The organism is Pseudomonas sp. LBUM1653, from assembly GCF_059716115.1.
In genome coordinates this window covers 3,573,293-3,600,172 of the sequence record NZ_CP166803.1, presented here as the reverse complement: position 1 = coordinate 3,600,172, position 26,880 = coordinate 3,573,293, and the positions used below count along the sequence as shown (strand labels likewise).

22 protein-coding genes are annotated in these 26,880 nt (G+C 60.3%); 20 read left to right on the top strand and 2 right to left on the bottom strand.

Annotated features, from left to right (window positions below):
• The first annotated feature begins 522 nt into the window (after positions 1–522).
• Genes ACA054_RS16175 through ACA054_RS16160 form a run of 4 tightly spaced genes read left to right on the top strand, consistent with a single transcriptional unit; the run spans position 523 to position 4,470 of the window.
• Positions 523–1,347, top strand: a complete 825-nt coding sequence (locus ACA054_RS16175) for an aspartate/glutamate racemase family protein (RefSeq protein ID WP_497685134.1) — start codon at positions 523–525, stop codon at positions 1,345–1,347.
• Positions 1,344–2,723, top strand: a complete 1,380-nt coding sequence (locus tag ACA054_RS16170; RefSeq protein WP_497685133.1) for an FAD-dependent oxidoreductase — start codon at positions 1,344–1,346, stop codon at positions 2,721–2,723. Before ACA054_RS16175 ends, ACA054_RS16170 begins: the two co-directional genes overlap by 4 nt.
• A gap of 2 nt (positions 2,724–2,725) precedes the next feature.
• Complete coding sequence (locus ACA054_RS16165) at positions 2,726–3,514, top strand: electron transfer flavoprotein subunit beta/FixA family protein (RefSeq protein ID WP_497685132.1); 789 nt, start codon at positions 2,726–2,728, stop codon at positions 3,512–3,514.
• The gene (locus ACA054_RS16160; RefSeq protein ID WP_497685131.1) at positions 3,511–4,470 is read left to right on the top strand and encodes an electron transfer flavoprotein subunit alpha/FixB family protein; all 960 of its coding nucleotides are present in this window, start codon (positions 3,511–3,513) and stop codon (positions 4,468–4,470) included. Before ACA054_RS16165 ends, ACA054_RS16160 begins: the two co-directional genes overlap by 4 nt.
• A 944-nt stretch (positions 4,471–5,414) precedes the next feature.
• Here the strand turns inward: ACA054_RS16160 and ACA054_RS16155 are convergent.
• Positions 5,415–6,359: a LysR family transcriptional regulator gene (locus ACA054_RS16155; RefSeq protein ID WP_497685130.1), complete on the bottom strand. Its 945-nt coding sequence runs from the start codon at positions 6,357–6,359 to the stop codon at positions 5,415–5,417.
• Between the two features lie 97 nt (positions 6,360–6,456).
• On the opposite strand from ACA054_RS16155, the gene ACA054_RS16150 reads away from it, so the two are divergent.
• The 3 genes from ACA054_RS16150 to ACA054_RS16140 are packed head-to-tail and all read left to right on the top strand — an operon-like array spanning position 6,457 to position 9,237.
• Positions 6,457–7,911, top strand: coding sequence for an FAD-dependent oxidoreductase (locus ACA054_RS16150; protein ID WP_497685129.1), 1,455 nt, complete (start codon positions 6,457–6,459; stop codon positions 7,909–7,911).
• Positions 7,908–8,639: an SDR family NAD(P)-dependent oxidoreductase gene (locus ACA054_RS16145; RefSeq protein WP_497685128.1), complete on the top strand. Its 732-nt coding sequence runs from the start codon at positions 7,908–7,910 to the stop codon at positions 8,637–8,639. The genes ACA054_RS16150 and ACA054_RS16145 overlap by 4 nt, the downstream gene beginning before the upstream one ends.
• Positions 8,640–8,661: 22 nt before the next feature.
• A complete protein-coding gene (locus ACA054_RS16140) occupies positions 8,662–9,237 on the top strand; it encodes a cysteine hydrolase family protein (RefSeq protein WP_497685127.1) in 576 nt (191 codons plus the stop codon).
• Between the two features lie 85 nt (positions 9,238–9,322).
• Here the strand turns inward: ACA054_RS16140 and ACA054_RS16135 are convergent, their stop codons facing one another.
• Positions 9,323–11,182 (bottom strand): sigma 54-interacting transcriptional regulator, encoded by a 1,860-nt coding sequence (locus tag ACA054_RS16135; RefSeq protein ID WP_497685126.1) that lies wholly within the window; start codon positions 11,180–11,182, stop codon positions 9,323–9,325.
• A gap of 416 nt (positions 11,183–11,598) precedes the next feature.
• On the opposite strand from ACA054_RS16135, the gene ACA054_RS16130 reads away from it, so the two are divergent.
• From ACA054_RS16130 to ACA054_RS16070, 13 genes are all read left to right on the top strand, one after another.
• On the top strand, positions 11,599–12,489 hold the full coding sequence (locus ACA054_RS16130; protein ID WP_497685125.1) for a VOC family protein: 891 nt from the start codon (positions 11,599–11,601) through the stop codon (positions 12,487–12,489).
• 28 nt (positions 12,490–12,517) lie between these two features.
• Positions 12,518–13,054 (top strand): flavin reductase family protein, encoded by a 537-nt coding sequence (locus ACA054_RS16125; protein WP_497685124.1) that lies wholly within the window; start codon positions 12,518–12,520, stop codon positions 13,052–13,054.
• Positions 13,055–13,106: 52 nt separating this feature from the next.
• The gene (locus ACA054_RS16120; RefSeq protein ID WP_497685123.1) at positions 13,107–14,327 is read left to right on the top strand and encodes an acyl-CoA dehydrogenase family protein; all 1,221 of its coding nucleotides are present in this window, start codon (positions 13,107–13,109) and stop codon (positions 14,325–14,327) included.
• 105 nt (positions 14,328–14,432) lie between these two features.
• Positions 14,433–16,109: a DUF1302 domain-containing protein gene (locus tag ACA054_RS16115; protein ID WP_497685122.1), complete on the top strand. Its 1,677-nt coding sequence runs from the start codon at positions 14,433–14,435 to the stop codon at positions 16,107–16,109.
• Positions 16,110–16,118: 9 nt separating this feature from the next.
• Positions 16,119–17,486: a DUF1329 domain-containing protein gene (locus tag ACA054_RS16110; RefSeq protein WP_497685121.1), complete on the top strand. Its 1,368-nt coding sequence runs from the start codon at positions 16,119–16,121 to the stop codon at positions 17,484–17,486.
• A 58-nt stretch (positions 17,487–17,544) separates the two neighbouring features.
• Positions 17,545–18,606, top strand: coding sequence for a WD40/YVTN/BNR-like repeat-containing protein (locus ACA054_RS16105; protein WP_497685120.1), 1,062 nt, complete (start codon positions 17,545–17,547; stop codon positions 18,604–18,606).
• A 30-nt stretch (positions 18,607–18,636) separates the two neighbouring features.
• The gene (locus ACA054_RS16100; RefSeq protein ID WP_497685119.1) at positions 18,637–21,057 is read left to right on the top strand and encodes an efflux RND transporter permease subunit; all 2,421 of its coding nucleotides are present in this window, start codon (positions 18,637–18,639) and stop codon (positions 21,055–21,057) included.
• A complete protein-coding gene (locus tag ACA054_RS16095) occupies positions 21,054–21,509 on the top strand; it encodes a GlcG/HbpS family heme-binding protein (protein ID WP_497685118.1) in 456 nt (151 codons plus the stop codon). Before ACA054_RS16100 ends, ACA054_RS16095 begins: the two co-directional genes overlap by 4 nt.
• Positions 21,510–21,536: 27 nt before the next feature.
• The gene (dmpE, locus tag ACA054_RS16090; protein ID WP_497685117.1) at positions 21,537–22,325 is read left to right on the top strand and encodes a 2-oxopent-4-enoate hydratase; all 789 of its coding nucleotides are present in this window, start codon (positions 21,537–21,539) and stop codon (positions 22,323–22,325) included.
• A 14-nt stretch (positions 22,326–22,339) separates the two neighbouring features.
• Positions 22,340–23,278 carry an acetaldehyde dehydrogenase (acetylating) gene (locus ACA054_RS16085; RefSeq protein ID WP_497685116.1) on the top strand — a complete coding sequence of 313 codons (939 nt, stop codon included), beginning with the start codon at positions 22,340–22,342 and terminating at the stop codon, positions 23,276–23,278.
• Between the two features lie 10 nt (positions 23,279–23,288).
• Complete coding sequence (gene dmpG / locus ACA054_RS16080; protein WP_497685115.1) at positions 23,289–24,299, top strand: 4-hydroxy-2-oxovalerate aldolase; 1,011 nt, start codon at positions 23,289–23,291, stop codon at positions 24,297–24,299.
• 368 nt (positions 24,300–24,667) lie between these two features.
• Positions 24,668–25,513 carry an alpha/beta fold hydrolase gene (locus ACA054_RS16075; RefSeq protein WP_497685114.1) on the top strand — a complete coding sequence of 282 codons (846 nt, stop codon included), beginning with the start codon at positions 24,668–24,670 and terminating at the stop codon, positions 25,511–25,513.
• A gap of 99 nt (positions 25,514–25,612) precedes the next feature.
• Positions 25,613–26,689, top strand: coding sequence for an SMP-30/gluconolactonase/LRE family protein (locus ACA054_RS16070; protein WP_497685113.1), 1,077 nt, complete (start codon positions 25,613–25,615; stop codon positions 26,687–26,689).
• Positions 26,690–26,880: the final 191 nt, after the last annotated feature.

The window sequence follows — 26,880 nt, the reverse complement described above, 5'->3', positions numbered from 1 at the left end:
GGCTTTAGATTTGGGCGCCCCGTTAAACCACGATGGCCGAACGCAGGCATTGCGCAGTGGGTAAACCGGCAGGACGCCGGTTTAGCCGCGCTGGGCCAGGGATGGCCCATCGCGGCGACCCACGGAGCAATGCCGGAGAGAGGGCATGCCGAGCCACAGCGAGGCACCGAGTGGTGGGGCAAAGCCTTTTGGTTCCTTTTTGCTGGGCCGGCACTCCGGCGTTTGAAAAAGGGACTCGCCGTAAGGGCGAAACCATAGGCGGCCGTTACCGCAGCAATGGATATGCACCCTATCCAGTGCTTGTATACAACCCCCGAAGGGCGGGCAGTAAGAAAAACTGCCAATTCGAGCCTCGTTACTTTCCGATCTTGCAGTTTTTTTGAAAGGCCCGTTCAACGTCAGCGCCTACTCAGCCCCGCGACCCACCGCTAATAATTCCTCATCAAATATCCGCCATGGTAGCTCGGTGAGCTGGCCGCAAGGCTAGCGCATCCAGGACCTGGCTCTTGAATGAGGACACCTATGAGCATCCGTATCTGGCATCAAAGTTTCACTGTTCTAAGCGACCTGGGTGCTTACGACGACGCGTTGCGCGCACATTTTCGCAAGGTTGCCCGCCCAGGCACCGAGATCCATATGCACGGGATGCTCCCTGGCACGTACCGCAACCACTATCCAGGCGATGACATCAAGTATTCGGCGCTTCAGTACTTGCATGGCATTCAGTTCATGGCGGCGGGTATCAATGCCCAGAATCAGGGCTTCGATGCCTACGCGATCAGCACGCTGCCAGAACCTGCGCTCAGGGAGACCCGCAGCCTGCTGGATATTCCGGTGGTGGGCTATGGCGAATCGGCGATGCTGACCGCGTGCATGTTGGGTCGCACCTTCGGGGTCCTGGTCTTTATCAACGAACTGGCTGAGCAGATCACTGAAAATGCTGCGCGCCATGGTCTCTCCGGGCGGTTGACCGGGGTGCGGCATGTCGGCTTCCACTTTGCCGATGTGCTGGCAGCCTTCACCGACCCGGGTGTCCTGATCGAGCGCTTTCGCAGTGCGGCACGCGGCCTGATCGCGCAAGGTGCCGAGGTGATCATTCCCGGAGAGGCTCCGCTTAACGTGTTGCTGGCTACCCATGGCATCAACGATGTCGACGGTGTGCCGGTACTCGATTCGCTCGGCGCATGGGTCAAGCAAGCGGAAGCCATGGTGGACTTGCGCCGCGCCAATGGAACCAAGACTTGTAATCGTGGCTATTTTTCGGCTCAACCAGCGCCTGACCGGGTTCGGGAGATTTTCGAGTTTTATGGCTTAGCCTCGTTTTTGCAGACTGGAGAGCAGGTATGAATCGTTACGAATGCGACCTGCTGGTCATCGGTGGCGGGCTGGCGGGTTTTTGCGCAGCCCTGACGGCAGCCCAAGCGGGTTTGCATGTGGTACTGCTGGAAAAAACCGCGCAAACCGGTGGCTCGTCGGCTATGAGCGGCGGTTGCCTGGCATTCGCCGGCACCGATCTACAGCGCTCTCACGGCATTGAGGATTCGCCGCAACTGCTCTTTGATGACCTGGTCGATGTCGGCAAGGGTGAATGCGACGAATCCCTGGTCAAGCTGTACACAGACCACCAACTGGAGACCTATCAGTGGCTCAAGGACAACGGGGTTGTGTTTGCCGATGTCATCGAGACCGCCTCAGGGCAGTCGGTACCACGGGTGCACAACGTGGACCCGGCCGACATGGTGCGTCAACTGCAACTGGCCGCGCTCGCAACCAACAAGGTCGAAGTGTGGCTGCACAGCCGTGCCCGGCGCTTGTTGCGCAACGACGGTGGCCGGGTGGTAGGGGCCTGTGTCGAGCGTAACGGTGAGCAGGAGCAAGTCATGGCCCGCAGTGCCGTGTTGTTGGCCAGCGGTGGCTTTGTTCAGGACCGTGAGTTGATTCACCGCTTTGTCCCGCAATACGACAATGCAGTATTCATCGGTGGCGAAGGCAATGAAGGCGACGGTCTGCGCATGGCCTGGGCCTTGGGCGCGGATGTGCGTGACCTGCCATACATCAAGGGCACGTTTGGCAAACACCCGATGGACGAGCACAACCATCACGCCTGCCTGGCCGTCTACAAAGGCGCCATTGCGGTGAACCAGGACGGTCGGCGATTTGTCGACGAGTCGCAGTCCTACAAGTTGCTCGGCGATGCGGTGATGCAACAGACATTCGGCGTGGGCTACCAGATCCTTGACCGGGACATTCTGGACAGTGGTGACAACCAGGTGCGTATCCTCGACTTCACAAGGCGGCTGGAAGAGGGGCTGTTCGTCGAGGCGCAGACGCTGGAACAGCTGGCGCGCCTGATCGAGGTACCTGAAGACGTATTGCTTGGCGAAGTTGCCGCTTACAACGATGCCGTACGCCAGGGGCAGCCACCGGCGTTCGGCCGCCGGCATCTGGTTCACAATCACGGCCAATTGCGCACTATCGAGCGCCCGCCTTTTTATGCCTACCCATCGACGGCTGCGGTTTTCGGCACCTACTGCGGGGTGATCGTCGACACGCGTTTGCGCGTACTCGATGTGTTTGGAGAGCCCATCGAAGGGTTGCTGGCGGCGGGTGAGATGATCGGTGGCTTTCACGGTGCCGCCTATATGACGGGTTCGGCGCTTGGCAAGGCGGCCGTATTCGGACGTTTGGCCGGCGCCCGGACCGGCAATGCGAGCGAGGTCTGAACATGAAGATTCTTGTCCTGTTGGCGGGAGTGGCAGATATCCGCTTCCCGTTGCACCCCATCAGTTTAAGTAGCCAGGCGACGATCGATGAGCAAGGATCGCCCCGGCGTGTGCTCAGCCCATTTGATGAGGCTGCATTGGAAGTCGCATTGAAACTGCGTGACGCGAGCACTGCAACGCAGGTCGATGTGTTGCTGCTGGACGGCCCTAACAGTGAAAACCTGCTGCGTAGCGTCGCGGCATTTCGTCCCGACTCATTGCAATGCCTGCAGCTCAAACCCTTGCAACTGTGGGATGCCCGTCAGACTGCCGCGCAGATTGCCGGGCTGATCCAGCGCGATTACTGCGGGCACGAACTGGTGCTGGTGGGGCGTGAAATGGGTGATGTGGACGAAGGCAGCATCGCGGTATTGCTGGCACGCAGGCTGGGCAGATTGCAGTTTTCCATGGCCCAGTCCGGCCAGTGGCAAGGCGAGCAACTGTGGCTGATGCGCGAGCGCGGCACCTGTGAAGAGTGGCTCAGGGTTGATCAGCCCTTGTTGGCGAGTGTGACCAATGATCGGCGCAACAAGCTGCGACACCCCCTGATGAAAAACGTCATGCAGGCCAAACGCATGACATTTTCCCATGTCGCTGCCTCGGCCCCTGTGCGTGCGGGGATGACCTTGTCACAGCTACAAGCCGCGCCGCTGATCCCTCGTCTCGGGCAGTGTCGGCTGTTGAGCGGGGACGTCGCAGAGCAGGCCAAAGCCTTGGCCTGCTGGTTGAAAGAGCAAGGGGTCAATTCATGAGCAGAGTGCTAACGGTCATTCCCCAAGCCTGGGGCGCGCAGGCGCTTGAGGCGGCACTCGGTGCGGCGCAACAGGTCAGTGCCGGCGAAGATTTTGCCGCGGTGCTGATCAGCAGCCAGCCCAGTGCGCAGGATGCCGAGTGGGCGACGCGGGCTGGGGCACGCCAGGTGTATCAGTCCGTGCATGCGGCTTTAGGTGAGTGTGACGAGCCGCAGGTTCTGGTCGCGGCGGTCAGCGAAGCACTGCGGGCGATTCCCCGGCTGGGCGGTGAGGTGCCATTGGTGTTGCTGCCACCCGGCCCTCAAGGTGAAGAGCTTGCCGCACTGTTGGCTGACGATCTCGATGGTCAGGCGTTGGGGCGTTGTGTCGCACTGCGCTTTGCGGGCGATGAGTTGCTGGCCGAACGTGCGGCATGGGGTGGGCGCATGCGCCTGTGCCTGCAGATCAGCAGAGGGCCAGCGTTCGCCTGTTTGCGGGCAGGACGTGCACTGTTCAATGCGCCAGTCGACGCCGATATTTTCACGATCGAGTTACACGGCCACTTGCCCAGGGCGCTGACCCTGGAAAAACGCGAAAGCGGCCAACGCCTGCCGCCTCTGGAGGGCGCAAGGCTGGTGGTATCCGGTGGAAGAGGGGTCAATGAGCAAGGCTTTGCGTTGCTTGAGGAATTGGCGTTGGGCTTGGGAGGCACCCTGGGCGGCAGTTTGCCTGCCGTGGATGCGGGTATGGTGCCGGTGCTGCGTCAGGTGGGTGTGTCAGGCAAGTTCGTCAGCCCGCAGATCTATATGGCGGTGGGTATCTCCGGCACCCTGCAGCATTTGGCCGGGGTCAGCCTGGACAGCTGTATCGTGGCCATAAACCAGGATCCCGAGGCGGATATTTTCAAGGTCGCAAGCCTGGGCATCGTTGCCCCTTGGGAAACGCTGCTGCCTGCGTTGCTGGATGAGTTGCGATAAACCCGGGGCACCGTAAAACACATGCCAGTCCAGGCAAGTGACTGGCATTTTTTATGGGGACGAGGGATCTAAGCGTGCCCGCGTCGTCCCTAATGCTGTTCATTTAGCTTGGGGGTTGCAGGTGCATATTTGGATTGGGTGTATATCCATTCCTGCGGTAACGGCCAGCTATGGTTTCGCTTTTACAGCGAGTCACTTGGAAGAGCCTGTAGGAGCGAGCCTGCTCGCGGTGGAGGTCAACGATGACGCGGGGAGCCTGACACCCCGCGGTGCTCTCAGGTTTTTCGCGAGCATGCTCGCTCCTACAGGGCCCAGCGCGGCTAACCCGGCATCCATGCCGGGTTGCCCACTGCGCAGAACCTGCGCACGGCCTCTCGATATAGGGCAAAAAAATCAAAAGCCAAAACAAATCGAGGTGGCCTGACAGCCGACCTGATTTTTGCAGCTGTACTCGTCCCCCTGTAGGAGCGATGCTTGCTCGCGAAGAACGCCTAGACAACGCGATCATCCAGACAGGGCGCGTTATCGTTGACGTCCATCGCGAGCAAGCATCGCTCCTACAGGGAAACGTGTTCACTTGAAATCAGGTCGGCTGTCAGGCCGCCTCGCTTTGGCTTTAGATTTGGGCGCCCCGTTAAACCACGATGGCCGAACGCAGGCATTGCGCAGTGGGTAAACCGGCAGGACGCCGGTTTAGCCGCGCTGGGCCAAGGATGGCCCATCGCGGCGACCCACGGAGCAATGCCGGAGAGAGGGCATGCCGAGCCTAGGCGAGGCACCGAGTGGTGGGGCAAAGCCTTTTGGTTCCTTTTTGCTGGGCCGGCACTCCGGCGTTTGAAAAAGGGACTCGCCGTAAGGGCGAAACCCCAAGTGGCCGTTACCGCAGCAACGGATATCCCCCCAATCCAGTTCTTAAATTCAACCCCATGCTTAAGTGAACAGCATTACCCGCGTCGTCCTTGCTTTATCGCGATGCTTGCCCCCGAAGCCGGGCGGCGCTGCGCATCCAGGGTTGCCAGGATGAAATCGATGAACGCCCGAGTTCGCGGTGCGATAAAGCGCGCCTTGGGCGTCACCGTGTAAAAGCTGCGGCTACCGGTGCTCCAGTCGGGAAACAGTTCCACCAGTTCGCCGCTGCGGATCAGCCCATTGACGAACACGTCCAGGACATAGATGACGCCTTGCTCGGCCAAGGCGGCCTGGATCAGCGCGTCAGTGCTGTTGAAGTGCAGGTCGCCACGCGGCGTCAGTTGGTGTTGCTCGCCTTCGCAGGCAAAAGTCCAGTCCGATACGGTGTAGCGACCTGCGCCGAAAATCCCCAGGCAGTGCTTGGGCTGCAGATCCTGCGGCTGTTCGGGAGTACCGATCCGCTGGAGCAATCCGGGCGCGGCGCAAGCCACGTAGTGCGCTTGATACAGCGGTCGGGCGACCAGGTCGGAGTCATTGACCGAGTCGATGCGAATGGCCACGTCGGTGCCCGTGGCGATCAGGTCTTCAGCATGGTCTGTCTGGCGCAAAGCCACGGACAAACCGGGATGCTGCGCAGTGAATGCCGGTAGCGCCGGACACAGCAAGGCACGCGCGAACGCCGCTGGCGACTCTATGCACAGCTGTCCGCTGATCTCGCCTTTCTTCTGACGAATCTGGGCTTCCATATCGGCGATCTGCCGCAGCACCTGGTTGCACTGCTCGAAGTAACCTTCGCCGTCGTCGGTCAAGCGCAACGAGCGGGTGTTGCGCGATAACAATGTCACCCCCAGGTAGTCTTCCAGCTTGCGCACGCTGGAGGTCACGGTGGCATTGGCGATGTCCAGCGACTCGGCGGCGCGGCTGAAACTGCCACATTCCACCACGCGCACGAACACCTGCATTGCCCAGAGTCTGTCCATTGGTTTTCACCTTTTTCTAATAGCCCATTAGCCGCGTCATGCTCGAACCCTGGGTCAGCGATTTCTATAGTACCAGCCACCAAGAGAGGAACTACCCATGGCTGAATTAAACTTCGATCTGATTGTGGTGGGCTGCGGTGTTGCCGGTTTATCGGCGGCAGTGGCGGGCGCCGAACGTGGACTGCGCGTGGCGGTTCTGGAACGCGCCAGTCGTGAACAGCGGGGAGGGCAGAGCCGCTTCACCGAAGCCTATCTGCGTATGAAGAGCCATACCGAGGTGACCGACGACTTCGACGTGTTCCTGGCCGAGCATTCCGGGTATTACCAGGACCCGGATTTCGTCGCCGAAACCCTCGCTGATCGCGCTGACTGGTCCGCACAGACGCGCGCGCTGGGTTCCGTCGATGCCAGTGTGATCGGCGCCTTTGCCGAGCAGGTTCCAGGCACCATCGCATGGTTGAAGCACAACGGCGTGAAGTTCGACTTCCTGCCCACCCAGTTCCTGACCAGCACCCAGCCGCGGTTGTTGCCGGTCGGCGGCGGCGAGGCCATCGTCGAAGCCCTGGCGGCAAAGGCCGAGGCCTTGGGCGCGGAGTTTTTCTATGAAACCGCCGGGCGTGAATTATTGACCGAAGGGTATGCGAAGGTTCTCGGCATTCGGGCACTTTCACGTCTGCAGGGCGATCTGGTCTTTCGCGGTGCCGTGGTTTTGGCCAGCGGTGGCTTTGAAGGCAATACCGAAATGCTCAGCCGCTACCTTGGGCCGCGCTCAGTGTATTTACGCCCGGTGTGCAAGGGCGCCTATTACAACCGTGGTGAGGGTATCCAGATGGCACTGGACGTGGGCGCCGCGGCCAGCGGCGATTACGGCAGCTATCACGCCGAACCCGTGGACCCGCGCTCGGGCATTTCCGAGCCATCAATTTTCGTTTTTCCTTATGGCATCCTGATCAACAAACAGGGCTTGCGCTTCACTGACGAAGCACCGGGTACGGTTGATGCCTGGTACGAACGGGTGACTCGGCAGATCTATCAGCAGGACGAAGGCATTGCCTGGGTCATTCTCGATCAGAAGGTCAAGGATGTACCCAACTACCGCCTGGCGATCCGCACCGATCAGGCCGCGATCGAAGGAGCGACCCTGGCCGAGCTCGCCGCCACACTGGGTGTTTGCCCCACCACCTTGCAAGAAACAGTGAGCAGCTATAACGCAGCCTGTCGTCCCGGGGATTACCAGCCGTTGCAGCTCGATGGCGTAGCCACCGTGGGCCTGCAGCCGCCTAAAAGCAATTGGGCGCTGCCGTTGAATGCCGGCCCGTTTTTCGCCTACCCGATTATTTCCGCCAATGTATTCACCTTCGGTGGCCTCAAAGTGGATGAGCACGCCCAGGTGATCAACGCCGACGGTCAGCCGATTGGCAACCTCTACGCCGCCGGTGAAACGGTGGGCTTGTACTTTGGCAACTACGCAGGCGGCACTTCAGTGCTCAAAGGCCTGGTGTTCGGTCGCTTGGCGGGGCGGGCCGCGGTGCAACAGCTGGGTGCGCAATGAACGTCGCGGTCGTGACCGGGGCCGGCGGCGCCATTGGCAGTGCAGTGTGCAAGCAGCTTTGCAGTGAAGGTTACCAGGTCGCGGCGCTGGACTTGGCCGAACCCCGGCTGCTGGGCCTGAACATGCGCTTTTATTCTTGCGATGTGGCTTCGCGCATCGCCGTGCGCGATGTGGTCGAGCAGATCGAAGAAGAGATGGGCCCCATCACTGCTCTGGTCAATGTCGCGGGTGTTCTGTCCACCGGCAGCGCGCTGGACCTGAAGGTCTCGGAGTTTGAACGGGTGATGCGGGTCAACGTGCAGGGCACGCTCATTCCTTGCCAGTTGATTGGTCAACTGATGGCCGAGCGCAAGCAGGGCAGCATCGTCAACATTGGTTCAGTGGTCGGCAAGAACGGCGGCAATGCCCGCCCTTGGCTGGATGCGAATGAACAGATGCGGGCCGGTGGCGTCGCTTACGGCATGTCCAAGTCGGCGGTCCACACCATGACCCTGTTCCTGGCCAAGGAACTGGCGAGTGCCGGGGTTCGGGTCAACGCCGTGGCGCCAGGCCCGATCGCCACTGAAATGACCACTTCCTTCCCGGACAATTTGCGCGCACTGATCCCACTGGGGCGCATGGGCCGAGCCGACGAAGTGGCGGCGGCGGTCAGCTTCATGCTGTCGGACAAAGCAGGATTTATCAGCGGGGAAATCCTCGATATCAACGGTGCACTGTGGTGCGACTGATTCAAACCAAGGGAAAAGCATGATGAAAAGTATTTATCTGGTTCTGGACATGCAAAACGATCTGGTTCACCCCGACGGTGCCAGTGGCAAAGGCCCGCTGGGCGAGCAGGTACGCAGCCGCGAAGTGATCGCGCGCACGGCAGCGGCCATTGCCAAGGCACGCAGCAAAGGGATAGCGGTGGCTTATGTGCGGGTCGCGTTTTCCGATGACCATCGTGAAGCTAATCCCGACTCTCAAGTGTTCGGCCCGATCGCCCGGAATGGCATCTTGAAAAAGGACGCCTGGGGCGGCGCTGTACATGATGATCTGACACCGCTGGCTAACGAGTGGAACATCGTCAAGCACCGGGTTTCACCCTTCTATGGCACCTCGCTTGAGGTGCTCTTGCGTCGCGAAGGTATCGAACGCATCTACTGCAGCGGTGTGAGTACTCAAGCGGTGGTCCAGGCCACCGTACGTGACGCCCACGATCGTGATTTTGAAGTGATGGTACTGGAAGACTGCTGCGCATCGCCGTCGGCACAAGAGCATGCAAACTCCATGGCCAGCATCGCGCGTTTTTGCACCAGCGTTAACTCAGCCATCGCTTTCGACTAATCGATGAAATCCACCGGGATTCGCCACAGCGGCGATCCCGGTTTTTTCTTGTCCGCGATTTGCAAAGGTGTGGTCACCCGGTCTTTCAGGGGGTAACGCTGGCATCGTCCGAGGACATTTTCTTCAGCCGGTAATCCAGTTGTGCACGGCTCAGCCCCAGTAACGTGGCCGCGCGTGAGATGTTGTTTTCGCTTTGTTGCATCGCCACTTCGATATACACCTCCTCGATTTGACTGAGGCGTACCGGCCCACGTTGCAGCGCACGTTGCGCGACCGCGAGCAGTTGTTCACGGCTGGCATTGTCCTGTTGCGCCATGCCTACGCTCGGGGTCTCGACGTCAGGCATGCGGATACCGATGGCCGGGCCGCTGTCCCAGCTGACAGTACCGATGCGTTCGAGTTGCCCGCCCAAGGCATCCAGCCCCGAAAGATGACGAAGATCGAGCATGTCACCGTCGTCGGAGAGGATGATGGCCCGCTCGATGACATTTTCGAACTCGCGAATGTTGCCCGGCCAGTGGTAATCCAGAATCACTTGCAGGGCCCTCGGCGCAACACCCGTCAAGTGCCGACCGTGCAGCGCGCACAACTTGTGCATCACCGTGTCGAGCAACAATGGCAAGTCGTCCTTGCGTTCGCGCAAGGGTGCGATGGTGATCGGAAACACGTTCAGCCGATAAAACAGGTCGCTGCGAAAGCGTCCGGCCTTGACCGCCTTGGCCAAGTCTTCGTTGGTCGCGGCGATGACCCGCACATCCACCTTGATGGTCTTGTTGCTGCCTAGTCGTTCCAGGTCGCCGCTTTGCAACACACGCAGCAGTTTACCCTGGGCGGTCATGCTCAAGGTGGCAATTTCGTCGAGGAAGATCGTACCGCCATGGGCAATTTCAAAACGCCCGGGACGCGGGTCAGTCGCACCCGAATAAGCACCGCGCTGCACGCCGAACAGTTCTGACTCGATCAGTTGCTCAGGGATCGCTGCGCAGTTGATTTCAACGAAAGGCGTGTTGGCCCGCAGGCTGTTGGAATGCAATTCGTGGGCGAACATGGTTTTGCCGACACCGCTCTCACCCAGCAGCAGGACGGTGGCATTGGTGCCAGCCACCCGCAGAATCTTGTGCATGGTGATGTGGTAGGCGGCGGAGCTGCCCACCGGCCGGCCGAGTTCGGTCACCGATGGCTGGCTCTCTTCGAGTCCGAACGGCGAGGGCGCCGCCTTGACGGGGGTGTTTTTCACAGGCTTGAGCGGCTGTGCCCGGCGGTGGTCGGTGACCCGCGGCTGGAAGTACTTGAGGTCTTCTTCGGTATTGTCCCAGTCCTCGACCGGTTTGACGATGACCCGGCACAGATCATGTCCGCAGCCTTGGCATTGGGTCTCCCTGGCCAGTAATCGACGACCCATCAGGCGGCTCATGAAGCCGGAGCTATAGCCCACTTCCATCCAGCAGATAGGGTCGGTACTGACGCCGTTGGCGGCGATATGCACGTCACTTTCGACAGAGCGCTTCCAGGTGAATTCGCCGTACTTGAAGCCCTTGGCATGGTCGAACTCGATGCATACCGGTGCGACTTCGACGATGCCGGACAAGGCGTGCAATTGTCCCCCGGCCGCGGCAATGTCCAGTTCGTTACCGGTCCCACGGGCCTTGATTGCCAGGTCGGCATCGCGTTGGCCAGTCATGTAGCCGACACGGGTCAGCACGCCGCGGGTGAACTCCACGCCGTTGCTTTCCAGAAGCTCCTGGCGCAACGCGCCAAACGCCTCGACATGCATCAGCATCATGCGTTTGTCACCCAGCCAGATCAGTCCCTCCTTGGGGTTGAAATACAGCCGGTCGACCAGGTCCTGCATGTCCGGGAAGCGCAGGTCGGTGATGATGTTAATGCCGTTGCGATTGCGCGACTGTCGCGAATGCGCTTCATCATCGATAGGGAGAGTCGTCATCAAATGAGCCTGTGTTTTTTTACTTATTGAAGGCAAAACCGATGCCAGGCGCCTGTTGCAAACACCAGCAGCGCTCAAGCGGGCTGATCGCACTGAAACATAAGGCGCGATGGGTACGCTATCCATTCTCTGCATTCGGGCAATATTTTTTCCCCAGCCTGGTATTCGCGAAAATCCTTGAATGAAATTCGCAAAGTTCGAATTTTCTGAAATCTTCCTGCCGGCGTGCGAAGACTGATCAAGGCGCTAAAGTCGCCGCAGGTATTTCGTAACTATATGATTATTAAGTAATAAAACTTTTGTTTCTGTGGCTTCAAAATGCTGGCACAGCGCTTGCTCTTGTCCTTTCAACAGTTGTTCTTCCAGGGCTTTCCCAAAAAGAACAAAACAACAAAAACAAGATGAGGTGCAGGCAAGTGGCAGAAATTCACTCGTTGGCCTACGCAGGATTCGGTGTAAGCGACCTTGATAAATGGCAGTGGCTGGCCACCGATATTATCGGCATGCAGGTGGCCCATCGCGACGAGCAGGGACTGACGTTGCGCATGGATGAATACGCCCAGCGTTTCTTCCTGGAAAAAAATCCGATCGACGACATTTTGGTGGCCGGCTGGCAGTTTCGCAGCGAGCTGGAGCTTGAGAACTACGTCAGTGAACTGCGTGAAAAAGGCGTGCCAGTCGAAGTGCTTTCCCGGGACGTGCTGCAGCGACGCAAGGTCGAGAAGGCCTACAGCTGCCAGGACCCGAACGGTTTTACCCACGAGTTTTTCTTCGGCCACAGCGAAGCCGGGCTCAACGACGCGTTTCGTTCAAAAGTGCTCAAGGGCAGTTTCGTTACCGGCGATCTTGGCATCGGCCACCTCTTGCCGTTTGCCAAGAACGGGCCGGAAACGGTGAGTTTCTACAAGGATGTCCTGAAGTTGCGAGTCAGCGATTACATCCGCGAGGAAGTGCAGCCGGGCATGGTGGTGGACGCCACGTTTTTCCATACCGCCACGGGTCGCCACCATTCCATTGCCACCGCGCAGGCACCCAGCCCCAAGGTGCTCAACCACTTCATGGTCCAGGTGCAGAACATGGACGACGTCGGCCTGGCCTACGACCGCTGCGTCAAGGCGGGCATCCCGATCATTCTCGAACTCGGTCATCACCCGAACGACAAGACCTTTTCCTTCTACGCCCAGACCCCATCGGGTTTCAACTTTGAAATGGGTTGGGGTGGCGTCGTCATTGACGATCAGCTTTGGGAAGTGAAGGCGTTCAACAAAATGAGCGACTGGGGTCACAAACGCAACGTCGTTCTCTGATCCGTAGCGACACAGTGAGGTTTTCCAGATGTTAAACGCCATTCAATCGAGCAGTACGCCAGCAGTGATTGCGCCGACGGTCGCGACCGCTGATTTCTGTAAAGGCATGCGGCACCTGGCCGGCGCCTGTGTGGTGATCGCTAGTGGCAGCGACAGCGAAAGGGCCGGACTGACAGCCACGGCGGTGTGTTCGATCACCGCTGACCCGCCGCGCCTGCTGATCTGCGTGAACCGCAATGTTCGTGCCCATGAAGTGATTCAGCGCGCCGGCGCTTTCAGCATCAACGTGCTGGCCCATGACCAGGAGTTCATTGCCAAACGCTTTGCCGGGATGGTCGAGGGCGTCAGCGGCGAGGCGCGATTTGCCGAAGGTTGCTGGGAGTCGGGGGTTACCGGCGTGCCGTTGCTCGAAGACGCGCTGGTGAGCTTTGAGTGCCGATTGGAGCAAGTGATACCGGCCAGCACCCACGACATGTTCATCGGTGAAGTCGTTGGCGTTCGAGGCCTGCAGGAGCAGGACGGCCCCCTGGTGTACTTCAACAGCAGGTTCGCCGCACTCAAGTGACCCTGACGACTAGCGACATGCACACACAACAATAAATAAGAGATCACAGACCATGAACAACTTCGTCACGCCAACCGAGACTGTGGATGCCCAGGCGATTCCAACCGAAGCGCAATTGCTGGAGCGCGCGCGTGGGTTGATCCCGATGCTGTTGGAAAAAGCCGAGTCGGTGGAAAACAACCGGATGGTGTCCAGCCAGACCATCGCGGCGTTCGTTGAAGCCGGTTTTTTCAAGATCCTCCAGCCAAAGGAATATGGCGGCTGGGAGATGAACCCTGCGGTGTTCTACAAAGTTCTGATGGAGTTGGGTCGTGGCTGCGGCAGCAGCGCCTGGAACATGATGATCCTGGGCATCCACCAGTGGGAATACGGCTCCTTGCCAGAGCAGGCTTGCCTGGATGCCTGGGGCGAAAACAACGCGGTGATCACCGCCTCGTCCTACCCGCCGTTCGGCAAGGTCGAAGAAGTCGAAGGCGGTTTCAACATCAGCGGCACCTGGAAAACCTCCAGCGGTTGCGATCACGGCCAATGGGCGTTCCTCGGAGGACTGCGGCGCGATGCCAGCGGTCAGGTGATTGATCGCATGTCGATGCTGGTACCCAGCTCCGCATGGGTCATCGAAGACGACTGGCACACCTTCGGCCTGGCCGGTACCGGCAGCAAGAGCCTGGTGATCAAGCATGCGTTCGTACCGCATCACCGCGCCCACAGCCTGATTCAGTACACCTACAGCGAGCGTCCGGCGAACTACCTGTATCCGTTCAACCAGATCTTCTTCGGTGCCGTCTCGGCGCTGATCGTCGGTATCGGCCAAGGCGGGATCGATGAGTACGTGCGCCAGATGAGTGTGCGCACCAACACCACGGACGGCGCGGGCGCTGCACTGAGCCCGTACGTCAAGGATCGCCTGGGCAATGCGGTGGTCCGCGTGCGTTCAGCCCGTGCACGGCTCCTGCAGATGCTGGCCGAGAGCAGCGAATACGTCGAGCGGCGCGAACTGGTGCCGGTCTCTGACCGCGTGCACTACATGCTCGACATCGCCCGTGTCGGTCGCGACTGCGAAGAGGCGGTGATGCTGTTGTTCAAGGCCACGTCGGCCCGTGGCATCTACCTGAGCAATCCACTGCAGCGAATCCTGCGCGATGTCATCGCCGCATCCAACCACATTACCCAGAATGCCGATGACACCGCGGGCATGCTCGGGGCTTATCTGTTGGGGCAGACATTGCCACCGATGCTGTTCGGCCTGGAGCCCGTGTCGCTCAACGACTGAGTCGCTGGACCGGGAGGGCGCTGTTCCTCCCGGCAAGACCTGATGACCGCTTAATGGCGGTCACTCATAAAAACAAAAACGGCTTACTGTCGCAGAGGTCTTTTAATGACTATTCATCAGAACCGAGAACTCGGTTGTGTCCGTTCGGCTGCCCGGTGTCCACGATTGTCCCGCCTGGCAACGGCTTTACTCGGCTGTTCAGTGTTGTCCAGCGCGCAAGCAATGCAGTTCGATACCGGCAATACCGACCTGAAGTTGCGTTTCGATACCAACGTCAAGTACTCCAATGCCTGGCGCGTCAAAGACCAACACGACAAGCTGGTCGCGGACGCGAACCTGGACGATGGCGACCGTAACTTCGACAAAGGCATGATCTCCAATCGCCTGGACCTGTTTTCGGAGTTCGACATCTCTTACCAGAAAGTCGGTGCGCGCGTGACTGGTGCGGCCTGGTACGACGATGTGTACAACAAGGGCAACGACAACGCCTCACCGGGCACCGTCAACTCCTACAGCGTACGTTATGACCAGTTCACCAAGGACACGCGCGACCTGCACGGGCGCGACGCTGAGTTCCGCGATGCGTTTGTGTACGCCAACTACGATTTGGGCGAGGACATGTGGGGCGTATCGCGACTTGGCCAGCACTCGTTGCTCTACGGTGAAAGCCTGTTCTACGGCGGCAACGGCATCGCCGCCGGCCAGCAACCGATCGATGCGGTACGTGCGCTGACCGTACCCAACTCGCAGTTCAAGGAGCTTGGGCTGCCGGTCAAACAGTTCTCCACGCAACTGCAGATCACGCCGACGATTTCGGTCGGCGGTTACTACCAGTTCGAGTGGGAGCGTACGCGCATTCCCGGGGCGGGCAGCTATTTCAGCCCGGCCGACCTGCTTGACGAAGGCGGTGAACGGATTGTCGTGGGACGCCTGCCGAACGGTGTGCCCGCGGCGTCGTTCTATCGCGGTAAAGACATCGAGGCTCGAGACAGTGGCCAGTGGGGCGTGCAACTGCGCTACCGCTCCGAGGCACTGGACACCGACTTCGGTCTGTACGCCATCAACTACCACGACAAGAACTTCCAGGTTCAGGTGCGTCCCGGGGTTGGCGCGGGTGCCCGCCCGGACCAGATCGGCGAGTACATGCTGGTGTTCCCCGAGGACATCCGCGCCTACGGCTTCAGTGCCAACCGCGGATTTGGAGACATCAACTTCGGTTTTGAAACCTCGATCCGCGACAACGCCCCCTTGGTCAGCCTGACCATGACCGACCTGGCGGGTAACGGCGACAACGACGGTAACCCGCTGTATGCGGTAGGCCGGACCGCTCACGCCCAGGTCAACATGATCTACATCATGCCCACCGCCACGTTCTGGGACACCGCCGCCTTGCTGGGCGAATTGGCCTGGAACCGGACGCTGAGTGTCGATAAAAACCAGGACAACCTCGACCCCAATGCCACGCGTGATGCCACGGCGATCCGGGTCGCCTTCTCTCCGACTTACTTCCAGGTCATCGATGGCGTCGACCTCACCGTGCCGATGGGTGTCAGCTACGGCATCGACGGCCGTTCCTCGGCAGTGGGGGGATTCAGCCAGACCAAGGGCGGCGACTACAACATCGGTCTCACGGCGGACTATCTGAAATCGGTCACCTTCACCCTGGCCTACACCGGCTATTACGGCCCCTCGGCGCCGATCAACATCAACGGGATCAAAACCTTCAAGCAGACCAATGCTGACCGCGATTTCGTGGCCTTCAGCGTCTCCCATACATTCTGAGTACTGGCCATGCACAACAATAAGATCACTCAGCTGTTGACCTGTTTCACCCTGTCCGTGTCGGTCATGTCCGCCCATGCGGCCGTCAGCGCGGCTGACGCTCAGGTGTTGAACACCACGCTGACGCCGATGGGCGCGGTGCGTGCCGGCAATGCCGACGGCAGTATCCCGGCCTGGACCGGCGGTTACTCCACGGTACCGGCGGGCTATCAGCAGGGCCATCGGGCGTTCGACCCGTTCGCCCAGGACAAGCCGCTGTACACCATCACCGCCGCCAATCTGGCCAAGTACCAGGACAAGCTCAGCGAGGGCGTCATCCAGCTGTTCAAGGACAACCCGCAGACGTTCCGCATCGACGTGTTCCCCACGCGGCGTACGTCTTCCGCACCGCAGTGGGTGTATGACAACACCTTGAAAAACGCCACCCGCGCATCGCTCGAAGAGGACGGGCTGGTGGTCAAGGGCGCTTACGGAGGTGTGCCATTCCCGCTGCCACAATCCGGTATGGAAGTGCAGTGGAACCACCAGCTGCTGTGGCGTGGCGAGGCCACCAAAACCAAGTACAAGGTCTGGACCACGACGGCGGACGGCCAGCGTGTCCTGGCCACGGCCGCAGAGGACGACGCGCAATACCCGTACTACTACAAGGAAGGTTCGGTGGAGACCGCCGGGCCGAACTTCATGATGGCCATCCAGCTGACCTACGCTCCGGCATTCCGCGCAGGTGAAGCGCTGATGGTGCACAACGTGACGAACTACGTGCAGGGCCGCACCTTGTGGCAATACCTGTCGGGCCAGCGCCGGGTGCGTCGTGCCCCGAGCATCAACTTCGACACGCCCAACTCGGTGGCCTCCGGCGTCAACTTTGTCGATGAGAACTTCGGTGGCAGCGGTTCGCCGGAGCGTTTCGACTGGAAGCTGATCGGCAAGAAAGAAATGATCATCCCTTACAACAACAATCAGTTGCTGGCCAACGCCGATGAAAAAGTCATGGCCCAGCGTCATGTCAATCCGGACTACATGCGCTGGGAACTGCATCGTGTCTGGGAGGTCGAGGCGACCCTCAAGGCCGGCAAGCGTCATGCCGTGCCCAAGCGCAAGTTCTACTACGACGAAGACACCTGGGGTAACGCCATCATCGACGGCTGGGACGCTGAAGGCACCCTGTGGCGCACGTCGCTGAGCACGCCATTCGTGGCCCCGGACATCCCGGCCACCGTGAACTACTGCACCGGTTTCTTCCATGACCATCGGACCAAGGCCTGGATGTACAACTGTGCATTGGGCGACGCGGGCAACGAGCAATACGCAATCACCGAACGTCGACGTGAAAGCTTTTTCTCGCCGGAGTCGCTGACGAAGATGAGCGCACGCTGACGCTCGTGGTGAGCCCTTCCTTCCTGGAGGGGCTGGCCTGTCTTACCGGAGGTATGCAGTGAATAAACATAAATATGCGTTGGCTTGTGTGCTCGGCTTGAGCTTGCTCGCGGGACTGGTACCAACCAGCAAGGCCGGTTCAAGAAACGTGGCCGATACGCTGGAGCAGGGCGCCATAGTCTCGGCATCCGCCAGCCGTTTCGCATTCAATGCGGCCGCGATGGCGGGTGAGCGCCTGGTGGTCGCCGGCATGCGCGGCACCATTCTTTACTCCGACGATCAGGGCGAGCATTGGCAGCAAGCCAGTGTTCCGGTCACGGTCAGCCTGACCGGCGTGTGCTTCGCCGATGCCGCCTATGGCTGGGCCGTGGGACATCGCGGGGTGATTCTCGCCACCCGCGATGGTGGCGTCCACTGGACTCGGCAACTGGAGGGCGGGCAAGTCGCCCAGTCGATTTTGCAGGCGCGTCAGGGTTCTGCCCGGATCGACGAGGCGCGCCGCCTCGTGGCCGAAGGCGCGGACAAACCGTTTTTGACCGTGCAGTGCATGGGCGATGGACGTGTGTTGGCCCTGGGGGCCTACGGGCTGGCGTTCAGCACGCAAAACGACGGTCAGGGCTGGCAGCCGGCGCTGGCGTTGCTCGATGGCAGCGAGTCACAACACCTCAATGCGGTACAGGTCCTGGGCGGTCGGGTTTATGTGGCCGGGGAGCAGGGCGCGTTGATGCGCGTCGACCATGACTTGCGCGGCTTCAACCGTTTTGCGAGCCCCTACGAGGGCAGCTTCTTTGGCCTGTTGGCCACGCGCAATAACAGCCTGCTGGCGGTCGGCTTGCGCGGGCACGTGTTCCGCTCCGTCGATCAGGGGGCCAATTGGCAGCCTGTGACCCTGGCATCGAGCAAAAGCCTGACGGCAGCCATCGAGTTGCGCGACGGCGCGTTGCTGTTGGCGGACGAGTCGGGGCAGGGCTGGCTCAGCCGTGATGACGGTCGCAGCTTTCGTCCGGTGGCGCCTGAACAACGATTCCCGTTGATCGCTCTGCTGGCGTTGCCCGATGGCGGCAGCCTGGCTGTCGGCACCCAGGGCATCACTCGTTTCCCGCCGAGCGCGTTGCGCTAAGTCGGCCCGTATAGAACAAGGAAACTGACCATGGCTATCAGCAATTCCGATGGCTTTACCGCTATCGCCTCCCTGGCGGAGTTCGACAAATTTTCCGGCAATCGCCTGGAGCGCGTGTTGTTCAACCACCGTTTCCTGGTGGTCGGCTTCTGCCTGATTGTCACGCTGCTGCTCGCGATCGCGGCCAGTCAGGTAAGGCTCAACGCCAGTTACCTGAAAACCATCCCCGCGAACCATCCCTTCACCCTCAACTACCTGGAGCACGCCCGCGATTTAAAGGGTGCCGGCAACGCGGTAAGGGTGGCGGTGTCGATGCGTGAAGAGGGCGATATTTTCAACGCCCGGTACATGGAAACACTGCGCCAGCTCAACGACGAGTTGTACCTGGTCAACGGTGTAGACCGCGCCTTCATGCGTTCGCTCTGGACCCCGGCGACACGCTGGCAGGGGGTGACTGAAGAAGGCTTTGATGGCGGCCCGGTGGTCCCGGATGGCTTCGATGGCGGCGCAGAAAGCCTGGACAGCCTGCGCGCTAACGTCGAGCGTTCGGGAGAAACCGGTCAACTGGTGGCGCGTGACCTGCGTTCGAGCATCATTTACTTGCCGCTGTTGGAGATCGACCCCAAGACCGGCCAGGCGCTGGACTACAAGCAACTCTCCGACAGTCTGGAAACGCTGCGCAGTACCTATGCGCAGCGCGGCGTCGACGTCCACATCATCGGTTTCGCCAAGGTGATGGGCGACCTGATCGATGGCCTGTACGCGGTGTTGGCTTTTTTTGCCGTGGCGGTGTTGATCACCAGTGCGATCCTCTACCAGTTCACCCGCTGCGTTCGCAGTACGCTGGTGGTGCAGGGCTGCACGTTGGTTGGGGTGATCTGGCTGCTTGGCCTGTTGCCGCTGCTGGGTTATGAGCTCAATCCCTATTCGATCCTGGTCCCGTTTCTGGTCTATGCCATTGGCGTGAGTCACGGCGCGCAGAAAATGAACGGCATCATGCAGGATGTCGGGCGCGGTACCCACAGGCTGATTGCCGCCCGTTACACCTTTCGCCGCTTGTTTGCCGCGGGCATCACCGCACTGTTGGCGGACGTCGTGGGTTTCGCGGTGCTGACCCTCGTCGACGTGCCCGTCATCCAGGAACTGGCGCTGATCGCCAGCCTGGGCGTGGGCATCCTGGTGTTCACCAACCTGGCCCTGCTGCCGATCATGCTGTCTTTCACCGGTGTTTCACCGGTCGCTGCCGCCCGTAGCCTAAAGCCCGAAACCCTCCTTGAAGGGCAATCGCCGCCATTACTGGTGCGGCTGTTCGAGCACTTTACCGGTCAACGTTCGGCGCGGCTGGCGATTGGCGTGGCGCTGTTGATCGCGCTTGGCGCGGTGTGGATGGGCAAGGATCTGAAGGTCGGTGACCTCGACCCCGGAGCGCCAGAGTTGCGTGCCGATTCGCGCTACAACCAGGACAACCACTTCATCATCGAGCATTACCAGGCGAGCAGCGATGTGTTCGTGATCATGGTCGAAACCCCGGCCGGACAATGCGTCGACTACTCAACACTGCGCAAGGTTGAAGAACTGGAATGGCGCCTGCGTGAATTGCCGGGCGTGGAAACCACCAAATCCATCGCCGGGCTGTCACGCAAAATCAACGTCGGGATGAACGAGGGCAACTTCAAATGGGACGAGTTGCCGCCCAACCAATCGATGATCAATGCCGCGGCCATGCGCTCACCGCGCGAGCTGTTCAACGGCACCTGTAGCCTGCTGTCGATCTACGCCTACCTCAAGGATCACAAGGCCGACACCCTGACGTCGGTGGTCGAGACCACGGCTGCCTTCGCGCAAACATACAACGACGAGCAGACCACATTCCTGATGGCCGCCGGCAATGCCGGGATTGAAAGCGCGACCAACATGGTGGTGAAAAGCGCCAACACCCGGATGCTGCTGGGGGTGTATCTGGTGGTGACGCTGCTGTGCTTCGTTGCCTTTCGTTCATGGCGTGCGGTGCTGTGTGCCGTGCTGCCGTTGATCCTCACGTCGCTGGTGGCCGAGGCGCTGATGGTCCAGCTCAATATGGGCCTGAAAGTGGCGACCTTGCCGGTGGTGGCGCTGGGCGTGGGCATCGGCGTCGACTACGCGTTGTACATCCTCAGCGTGACGCTGTTCTGGTTGCGCCGTGGCGAGAGCCTGGCGATGGCCTATCGGCAGGCGTTGATGTTTACCGGTCGAGTGGTGGTATTCACCGGCCTGACGTTGTCCCTGGGTGTCGTCACCTGGGTGTTCTCACCGATCAAATTCCAGGCCGACATGGGCGTTCTGCTCACCTTCATGTTCCTGTGCAACATGCTGGTGGCGCTGGTCCTGGTGCCTGCATTGGCCTGCTATCTGCTGCGTCCGGCCATACCGGTCGCACAGCCCGCCACCTCTCTCAAGGAAATCTGCGCATGAATCCGGACATTCCCCTGGCCGACACCCGGTTGGCCGATCCGCTGAGCATGGCCACGGCCCGGTTGGCGCTGGACACGGCTTTGCACTACGCCAGCCAGCATGGTTGGCGGGTCAGCGTTGCGGTGCTGGACGGTGGCGGGCATTTGCTGGCCTTCGGTCGAAGTGCCGAGGCGCCCCTGCATACCATCGATCTGGCCCAGGACAAGGCGTTGACCGCCGTGTCCTTCGCCTTGCCCACCGCGGATGTCGGCAAGCGCTTGCGTGATGCCCCCGAGCATGTCCGCCAGTGTTTGATTCTGCGGCCACGCCTGGTGCCCATGGGCGGTGCATTGCCCTTGCACCTGGGCGATCGCCTGGTCGGCGCAATCGGCGTGTCCGGCGCCAGTGAGGAGCAGGACTGCGACTGTGCGATGGCGGGCGTCGATGCCATCACCCAAAACATGTACCGATAATTTTCGCCAGAGGGCAGGAGTCATTACGTGAACCATTCAAGCGTCGACACGCAACAGCTGGGCGACAAGCTTTTCAATGCCCTTATCGAAGCGCAGGCCATCGCGCCACTGACCGAAAGCCATCCGGACTTGACCCTGGAGCAGGCCTACCAGATCCAGCAACACCTGATCGGCCGCCGCGTCAGCAGCGGTGAGCGGCTCATCGGCAAAAAAATCGGCGTTACCAGTCAGGCGGTGATGGACATGCTCGGCGTGCGCCAGCCGGACTTCGGCCAGTTGACCGATGCCATGGTCGTCGCACCGGGCGGCAGCGTGGCCATGGCCGGGCTGATCCAGCCCAAGGCCGAGGGCGAAATTGCCTTTGTCCTCAAGCACGATCTGTCAGGCCCCGGCATCACCGTCGCTGACGTTTTACGGGCTACGGAGGGGGTGATGGCGTGTTTCGAGATCGTTGATTCGCGCATCCGCGACTGGAAAATCAAGATCCAGGACACGGTGGCGGATAACGCGTCGTGCGGTGTGTTCGTGCTCAGTGATCGCCTGGTCAGCCCTCGTGAACTGGACCTGTATACAACGGGCATGGTGCTGGAGAAAAACGGCCGGATCGTCGGCACCGGCGCCGGGGCCGCGACCATGGGCTCGCCGGCTATCGCCGTGGCGTGGCTGGCCAACACCCTGGGCCGGCTAGGTATGAGCCTCAAGGCGGGTGAAGTAATTCTGTCCGGTGCGCTATCGGCGATGGTGCCAGTGGTGGCCGGGGATAATTTGCGAGTGAGCATTGCCGGCATCGGCAGTTGCTCGGTGCGTTTCGACTGAGGTTGCACAACATCATGAACAACAAATTGAAAGTCGCCATCGTCGGTTCCGGCAACATCGGCACCGACCTGATGATCAAGATCCTGCGCAACGCCAAACACCTGGAAATGACGGTGATGGTGGGTATCGACCCGGACTCCGACGGTTTGGCCCGCGCCCAGCGCATGGGCGTGGCCACCACCCATGAAGGCGTTGAAGGCCTGACCCGCATGGAGGTGTTCAAGGACATCGACTTTGTCTTCGATGCCACCTCGGCCGGCGCCCACGTCAAGAATGATGCGTTCCTGCGCTCGATCAAGCCCGGCATCCGCCTGATCGACCTGACACCGGCAGCCATCGGCCCGTATTGCGTGCCGGTGGTGAATCTCGAGCAGAACCTGGATCAGCTCAACGTCAACATGGTCACCTGCGGTGGTCAGGCGACCATCCCCATGGTCGCGGCAGTGTCGCGGGTGGCCACGGTGCACTACGCCGAGATTGTCGCCTCCATTGCCAGCAAATCCGCCGGTCCCGGCACCCGTGCCAACATCGACGAGTTCACCGAGACCACCTCCAAGGCCATCGAGGTGATTGGCGGGGCGAGCAAGGGCAAGGCGATGATTGTGATGAACCCGGCCGAGCCACCGCTGATGATGCGCGACACGGTGTTTGTGCTGTCCGAGGCGGCGGATCAGGCGCTGGTCGAAGCCTCGATTGTCGAGATGGCCGCCGCCGTGCAGGCCTATGTGCCGGGCTATCGCCTGAAGCAAAAAGTCCAGTTCGACGTGATCCCGGAGGATGCGCCGCTGAACATTCCTGGCCTCGGAAAATTTTCCGGGCTGAAGACCTCGGTGTTCCTCGAAGTCGAAGGCGCCGCCCATTACCTGCCAGCCTACGCCGGCAATCTCGACATCATGACCTCCGCAGCCTTGGCCACCGCCGAGCGCATGGCGCAGTCGATGCTTAACGCCTGAGGAGACCGACATGAACGGCAAAAAACTCTACATCTCCGACGTGACGCTGCGCGATGGCAGCCATGCGGTTCGTCATCAGTACTCGATCCAGAACGTGCAGGACATTGCCCGGGCCCTGGACAAGGCCCGCGTCGACTCGATCGAAGTGGCCCACGGCGACGGCCTGCAAGGTTCGAGCTTCAATTATGGCTTCGCTGCGCACACCGATCTGGAATGGATCGAGGCGGCGGCCGACGTGATCAGCCACGCGAAAATCACCACCTTGCTATTGCCCGGCATCGGCACCGTGCATGACCTCAAAGCGGCCTATAACGCCGGAGCCCGGGTGGTGCGCATCGCCACCCATTGCACCGAGGCGGATGTCTCGAAGCAGCACATCGAGTATGCCCGCGAGCTGGGCATGGACACCGTCGGTTTCCTGATGATGAGCCACATGATCCCGGCCGAGCAGCTGGCTGCCCAGGCAAAGCTGATGGAGAGCTACGGCGCCACTTGCGTGTACATGGCCGACTCCGGTGGCGCGATGAACATGCAGGACATCCGCGAGCGTTTCCGCGCGTTCAAGGCGGTGCTCAAGCCAGAAACCGAGACTGGCATGCACGCTCACCACAACTTGAGCCTGGGGGTGGCCAACTCCATCACTGCGGTCGAGGAAGGCTGCGACCGCATCGACGCCAGCCTCGCCGGCATGGGCGCTGGCGCCGGTAACGCACCACTGGAAGTGTTCATCGCCGCTGCCGAGCGCCTGGGCTGGAACCACGGCACCGATCTTTACACGCTGATGGACGCCGCCGATGACATCGTGCGTCCGCTGCAGGACCGTGCGGTGCGGGTGGACCGCGAGACCTTGGCGCTGGGTTACGCCGGGGTCTATTCGAGCTTCCTGCGCCACGCCGAAATCGCTGCCGCGAAATACGGCCTGAAGACCCTCGACATCCTCGTCGAACTGGGCAAACGGCGCATGGTCGGCGGCCAGGAAGACATGATCGTCGACGTCGCGCTGGATTTGCTCAAACGTTAACGCCTGACAACCTGTGGGAGCGAGCTTGCTCCGGGCGGCGTTCCGACGATGGACGTCAACGATAACGCGCCCTGTCTGCATGATTGCGTTGTCTGGACGTTTTTCGTCGGAACGCCGCCCGGAGCCGGCTCGCTCCTACAGGGTATGCGTTCAACGTCTTCATGTTTTTCATCTCGATTTTCATGAATCTTTGAAAAGTTCTGAACAAGAGATATCGATCAGATCATCCAGTCAGCGTCTTTTCTATCCTGAGGTAAACGCATAACTAGTTGTTTATTAAGTATTTAATTTGAATTATCAATCACTTTAACAAGACTGGCACAGTCGTTGCTCTCGACCTTATATCCATAACAACAAGGACTAAAAAGATGAGTCGTTTCACCCAAGAAAACACCAGTAAATTCGTGCAGACCCCTGAGTGGAAAATGCATTACAACGAGGCCGGAGAAGGTCCTGCCGTGATCATGGTCCACGGCTCAGGTGCAGGTGCCACGGGTTGGGCCAACTTTCATCGCAACGTCGATGCATTCGTGGATGCCGGCTACCGGGTAATCCTCATGGACTGCCCAGGCTTCGGCAAGTCGGACCCGCTGGTCACCGCCGAGCCACGCTTCGTGATCAACGCGCGGGCGATCAAGGCGTTGATGGATGGCCTGGACATCGACAAGGCCCACCTGGTGGGTAACTCGATGGGCGGCGGTAGCGCGCTGGGCTTTGCCGTGGACTATCCAGAGCGCCTGGAAAAAATGATCCTGATGGGCTCGGGCGGAGTAGGGCGTACCAGCCTGTTCACACCCTTACCGATGGAAGGCATCAAGTTGCTCTTTGGCGTGTACCGGGACCCGAGCCTGGAAAACCTGAAGAAAATGCTGAATGTGTTTGTCTACGACTCCAGCGCATTGACCGAAGAGCTTATCGGCCTGCGTCACAAGAGCATCCTGGCAAACCCTCAGCACCTGGAAAACTTCCTCAAGAGCATTGACCTGAGCAAGTTCCAGATGGGCGATTTCTCTACCAACCTACCGGACATCAAGCATCCAACCCTGATCACCTGGGGCCGCGATGACCGTTTCGTGCCTATCGACTGGAGCCTGAAGCTGCTCAACGGCCTGCCGGACGCGCGCTTGCACGTGTTCAGCCAATGTGGCCACTGGGCTCAGTGGGAGCACGCGGACGCCTTCAACCGCCTGGTCATCGACTTCCTGGACAACTAAGCCCCGGCGCATCCCTCTCGTTGCGATGGCGCGAGAGGCCTGCGGCTGGCTTGTGCCCCGCACATGGACGCATAACCAAAATAAAACCGGGGTTGGATCATGAACAATTTATGTTTGGCCAGTGCTGCCCTGGCGCTGGCTATCAGCACCGCTGCCTATGCCGCTCAATCACAAGTGCCCGCCTGCGTGGCGCAAAGCGCTTACACACCGATCTGCGGCATGGCGCCGCCCGAGGATCTGGAGCTTTCGCCGGATGGCGGTTTCCTGTTCCTGAGCACCACACCGGGGCTGGCCGCCAGCCATCAAAGTCGTCTGCGAGTCATGGAGCTGGCCTCCCGCAACGTCACCGATATGGTCATCGAGCGCCAGGCAACAGCGGGTTGGGGAGAACCTTCGTGCGAGGAGCCGCAAGGCGCCATAGGTGCCCACGGCATCCATTTAACCAGACGTGCCGATGGTCGAGCGCAATTGCTGGTGGTCAACCACAACGGTCGAGAAGCTGTGGAGTTTCTTGAGCCAGTCATCGACGGCAACAGCTGGAAGGCCATCTGGCGCGGCTGCGTCGACAGCCAGGACGGCACGATGCTCAATGATGTGGCCGCTACGCCCGACGGCGGCTTCGTGGTCACGGCCATGTTCAGCTTCAGTGCAATGAAAGACGATCCGCGCCTGGAACAACTGCTCGATGGCCGTGCCACCGGACATTTGCTTGCCTGGCACCCCAGCGAGGGATTGCGCCGCCTGCCCAACAGCCAGGCTCCGGCACCGAATGGCATTCAGGTCAGCCCGGACGGTCAGTCGGTATGGTTTGCTGCGTGGCCGGGGAGCGGAGTCTGGCAGTACGATTTCAAGCGGCAAAAAGTCGTCAGCAAGATCGTCCTCGACTTCTTGCCGGACAACCTGAGCTGGACAGCGGGTGGTCAGCTGCTTACGGCCGGTGTGCCGGATGTGCAGACCTTTCGCAGGTGTTTCCTCAGCCACGACGAGTTTTGCCCCAGCGCTGCGGTGGTGGCGTTGATTGATCCGCTCAAGGGTTCCAGTCGGGAATTGCTGCGGGCAGCGGAAGGGGTGTTGTATGGCGCGTCTACCGCATTGCAGGTCGATCGCGATGTGTTTGTCGGGGCATTTGCCGGGGATCGTCTGTTGCTGTTGCCCGACGCGATACCTGCTTTGTAGATACCGTATTCCTGACAGCCGACCGTTTCTTTCAGGTGTACATATCCATTCCTGCGGTAACGGCCACCTAAGGTTTCGCCCTTACGGCGAGTGAAATACTGTAGGAGCCAGGCTTGCCGGCGAAGGCGTCCTAACGGCCAACGTGGATTTTGTTGGCTGGAGTACATATCCATTCCTGCGGTAACGGCCGC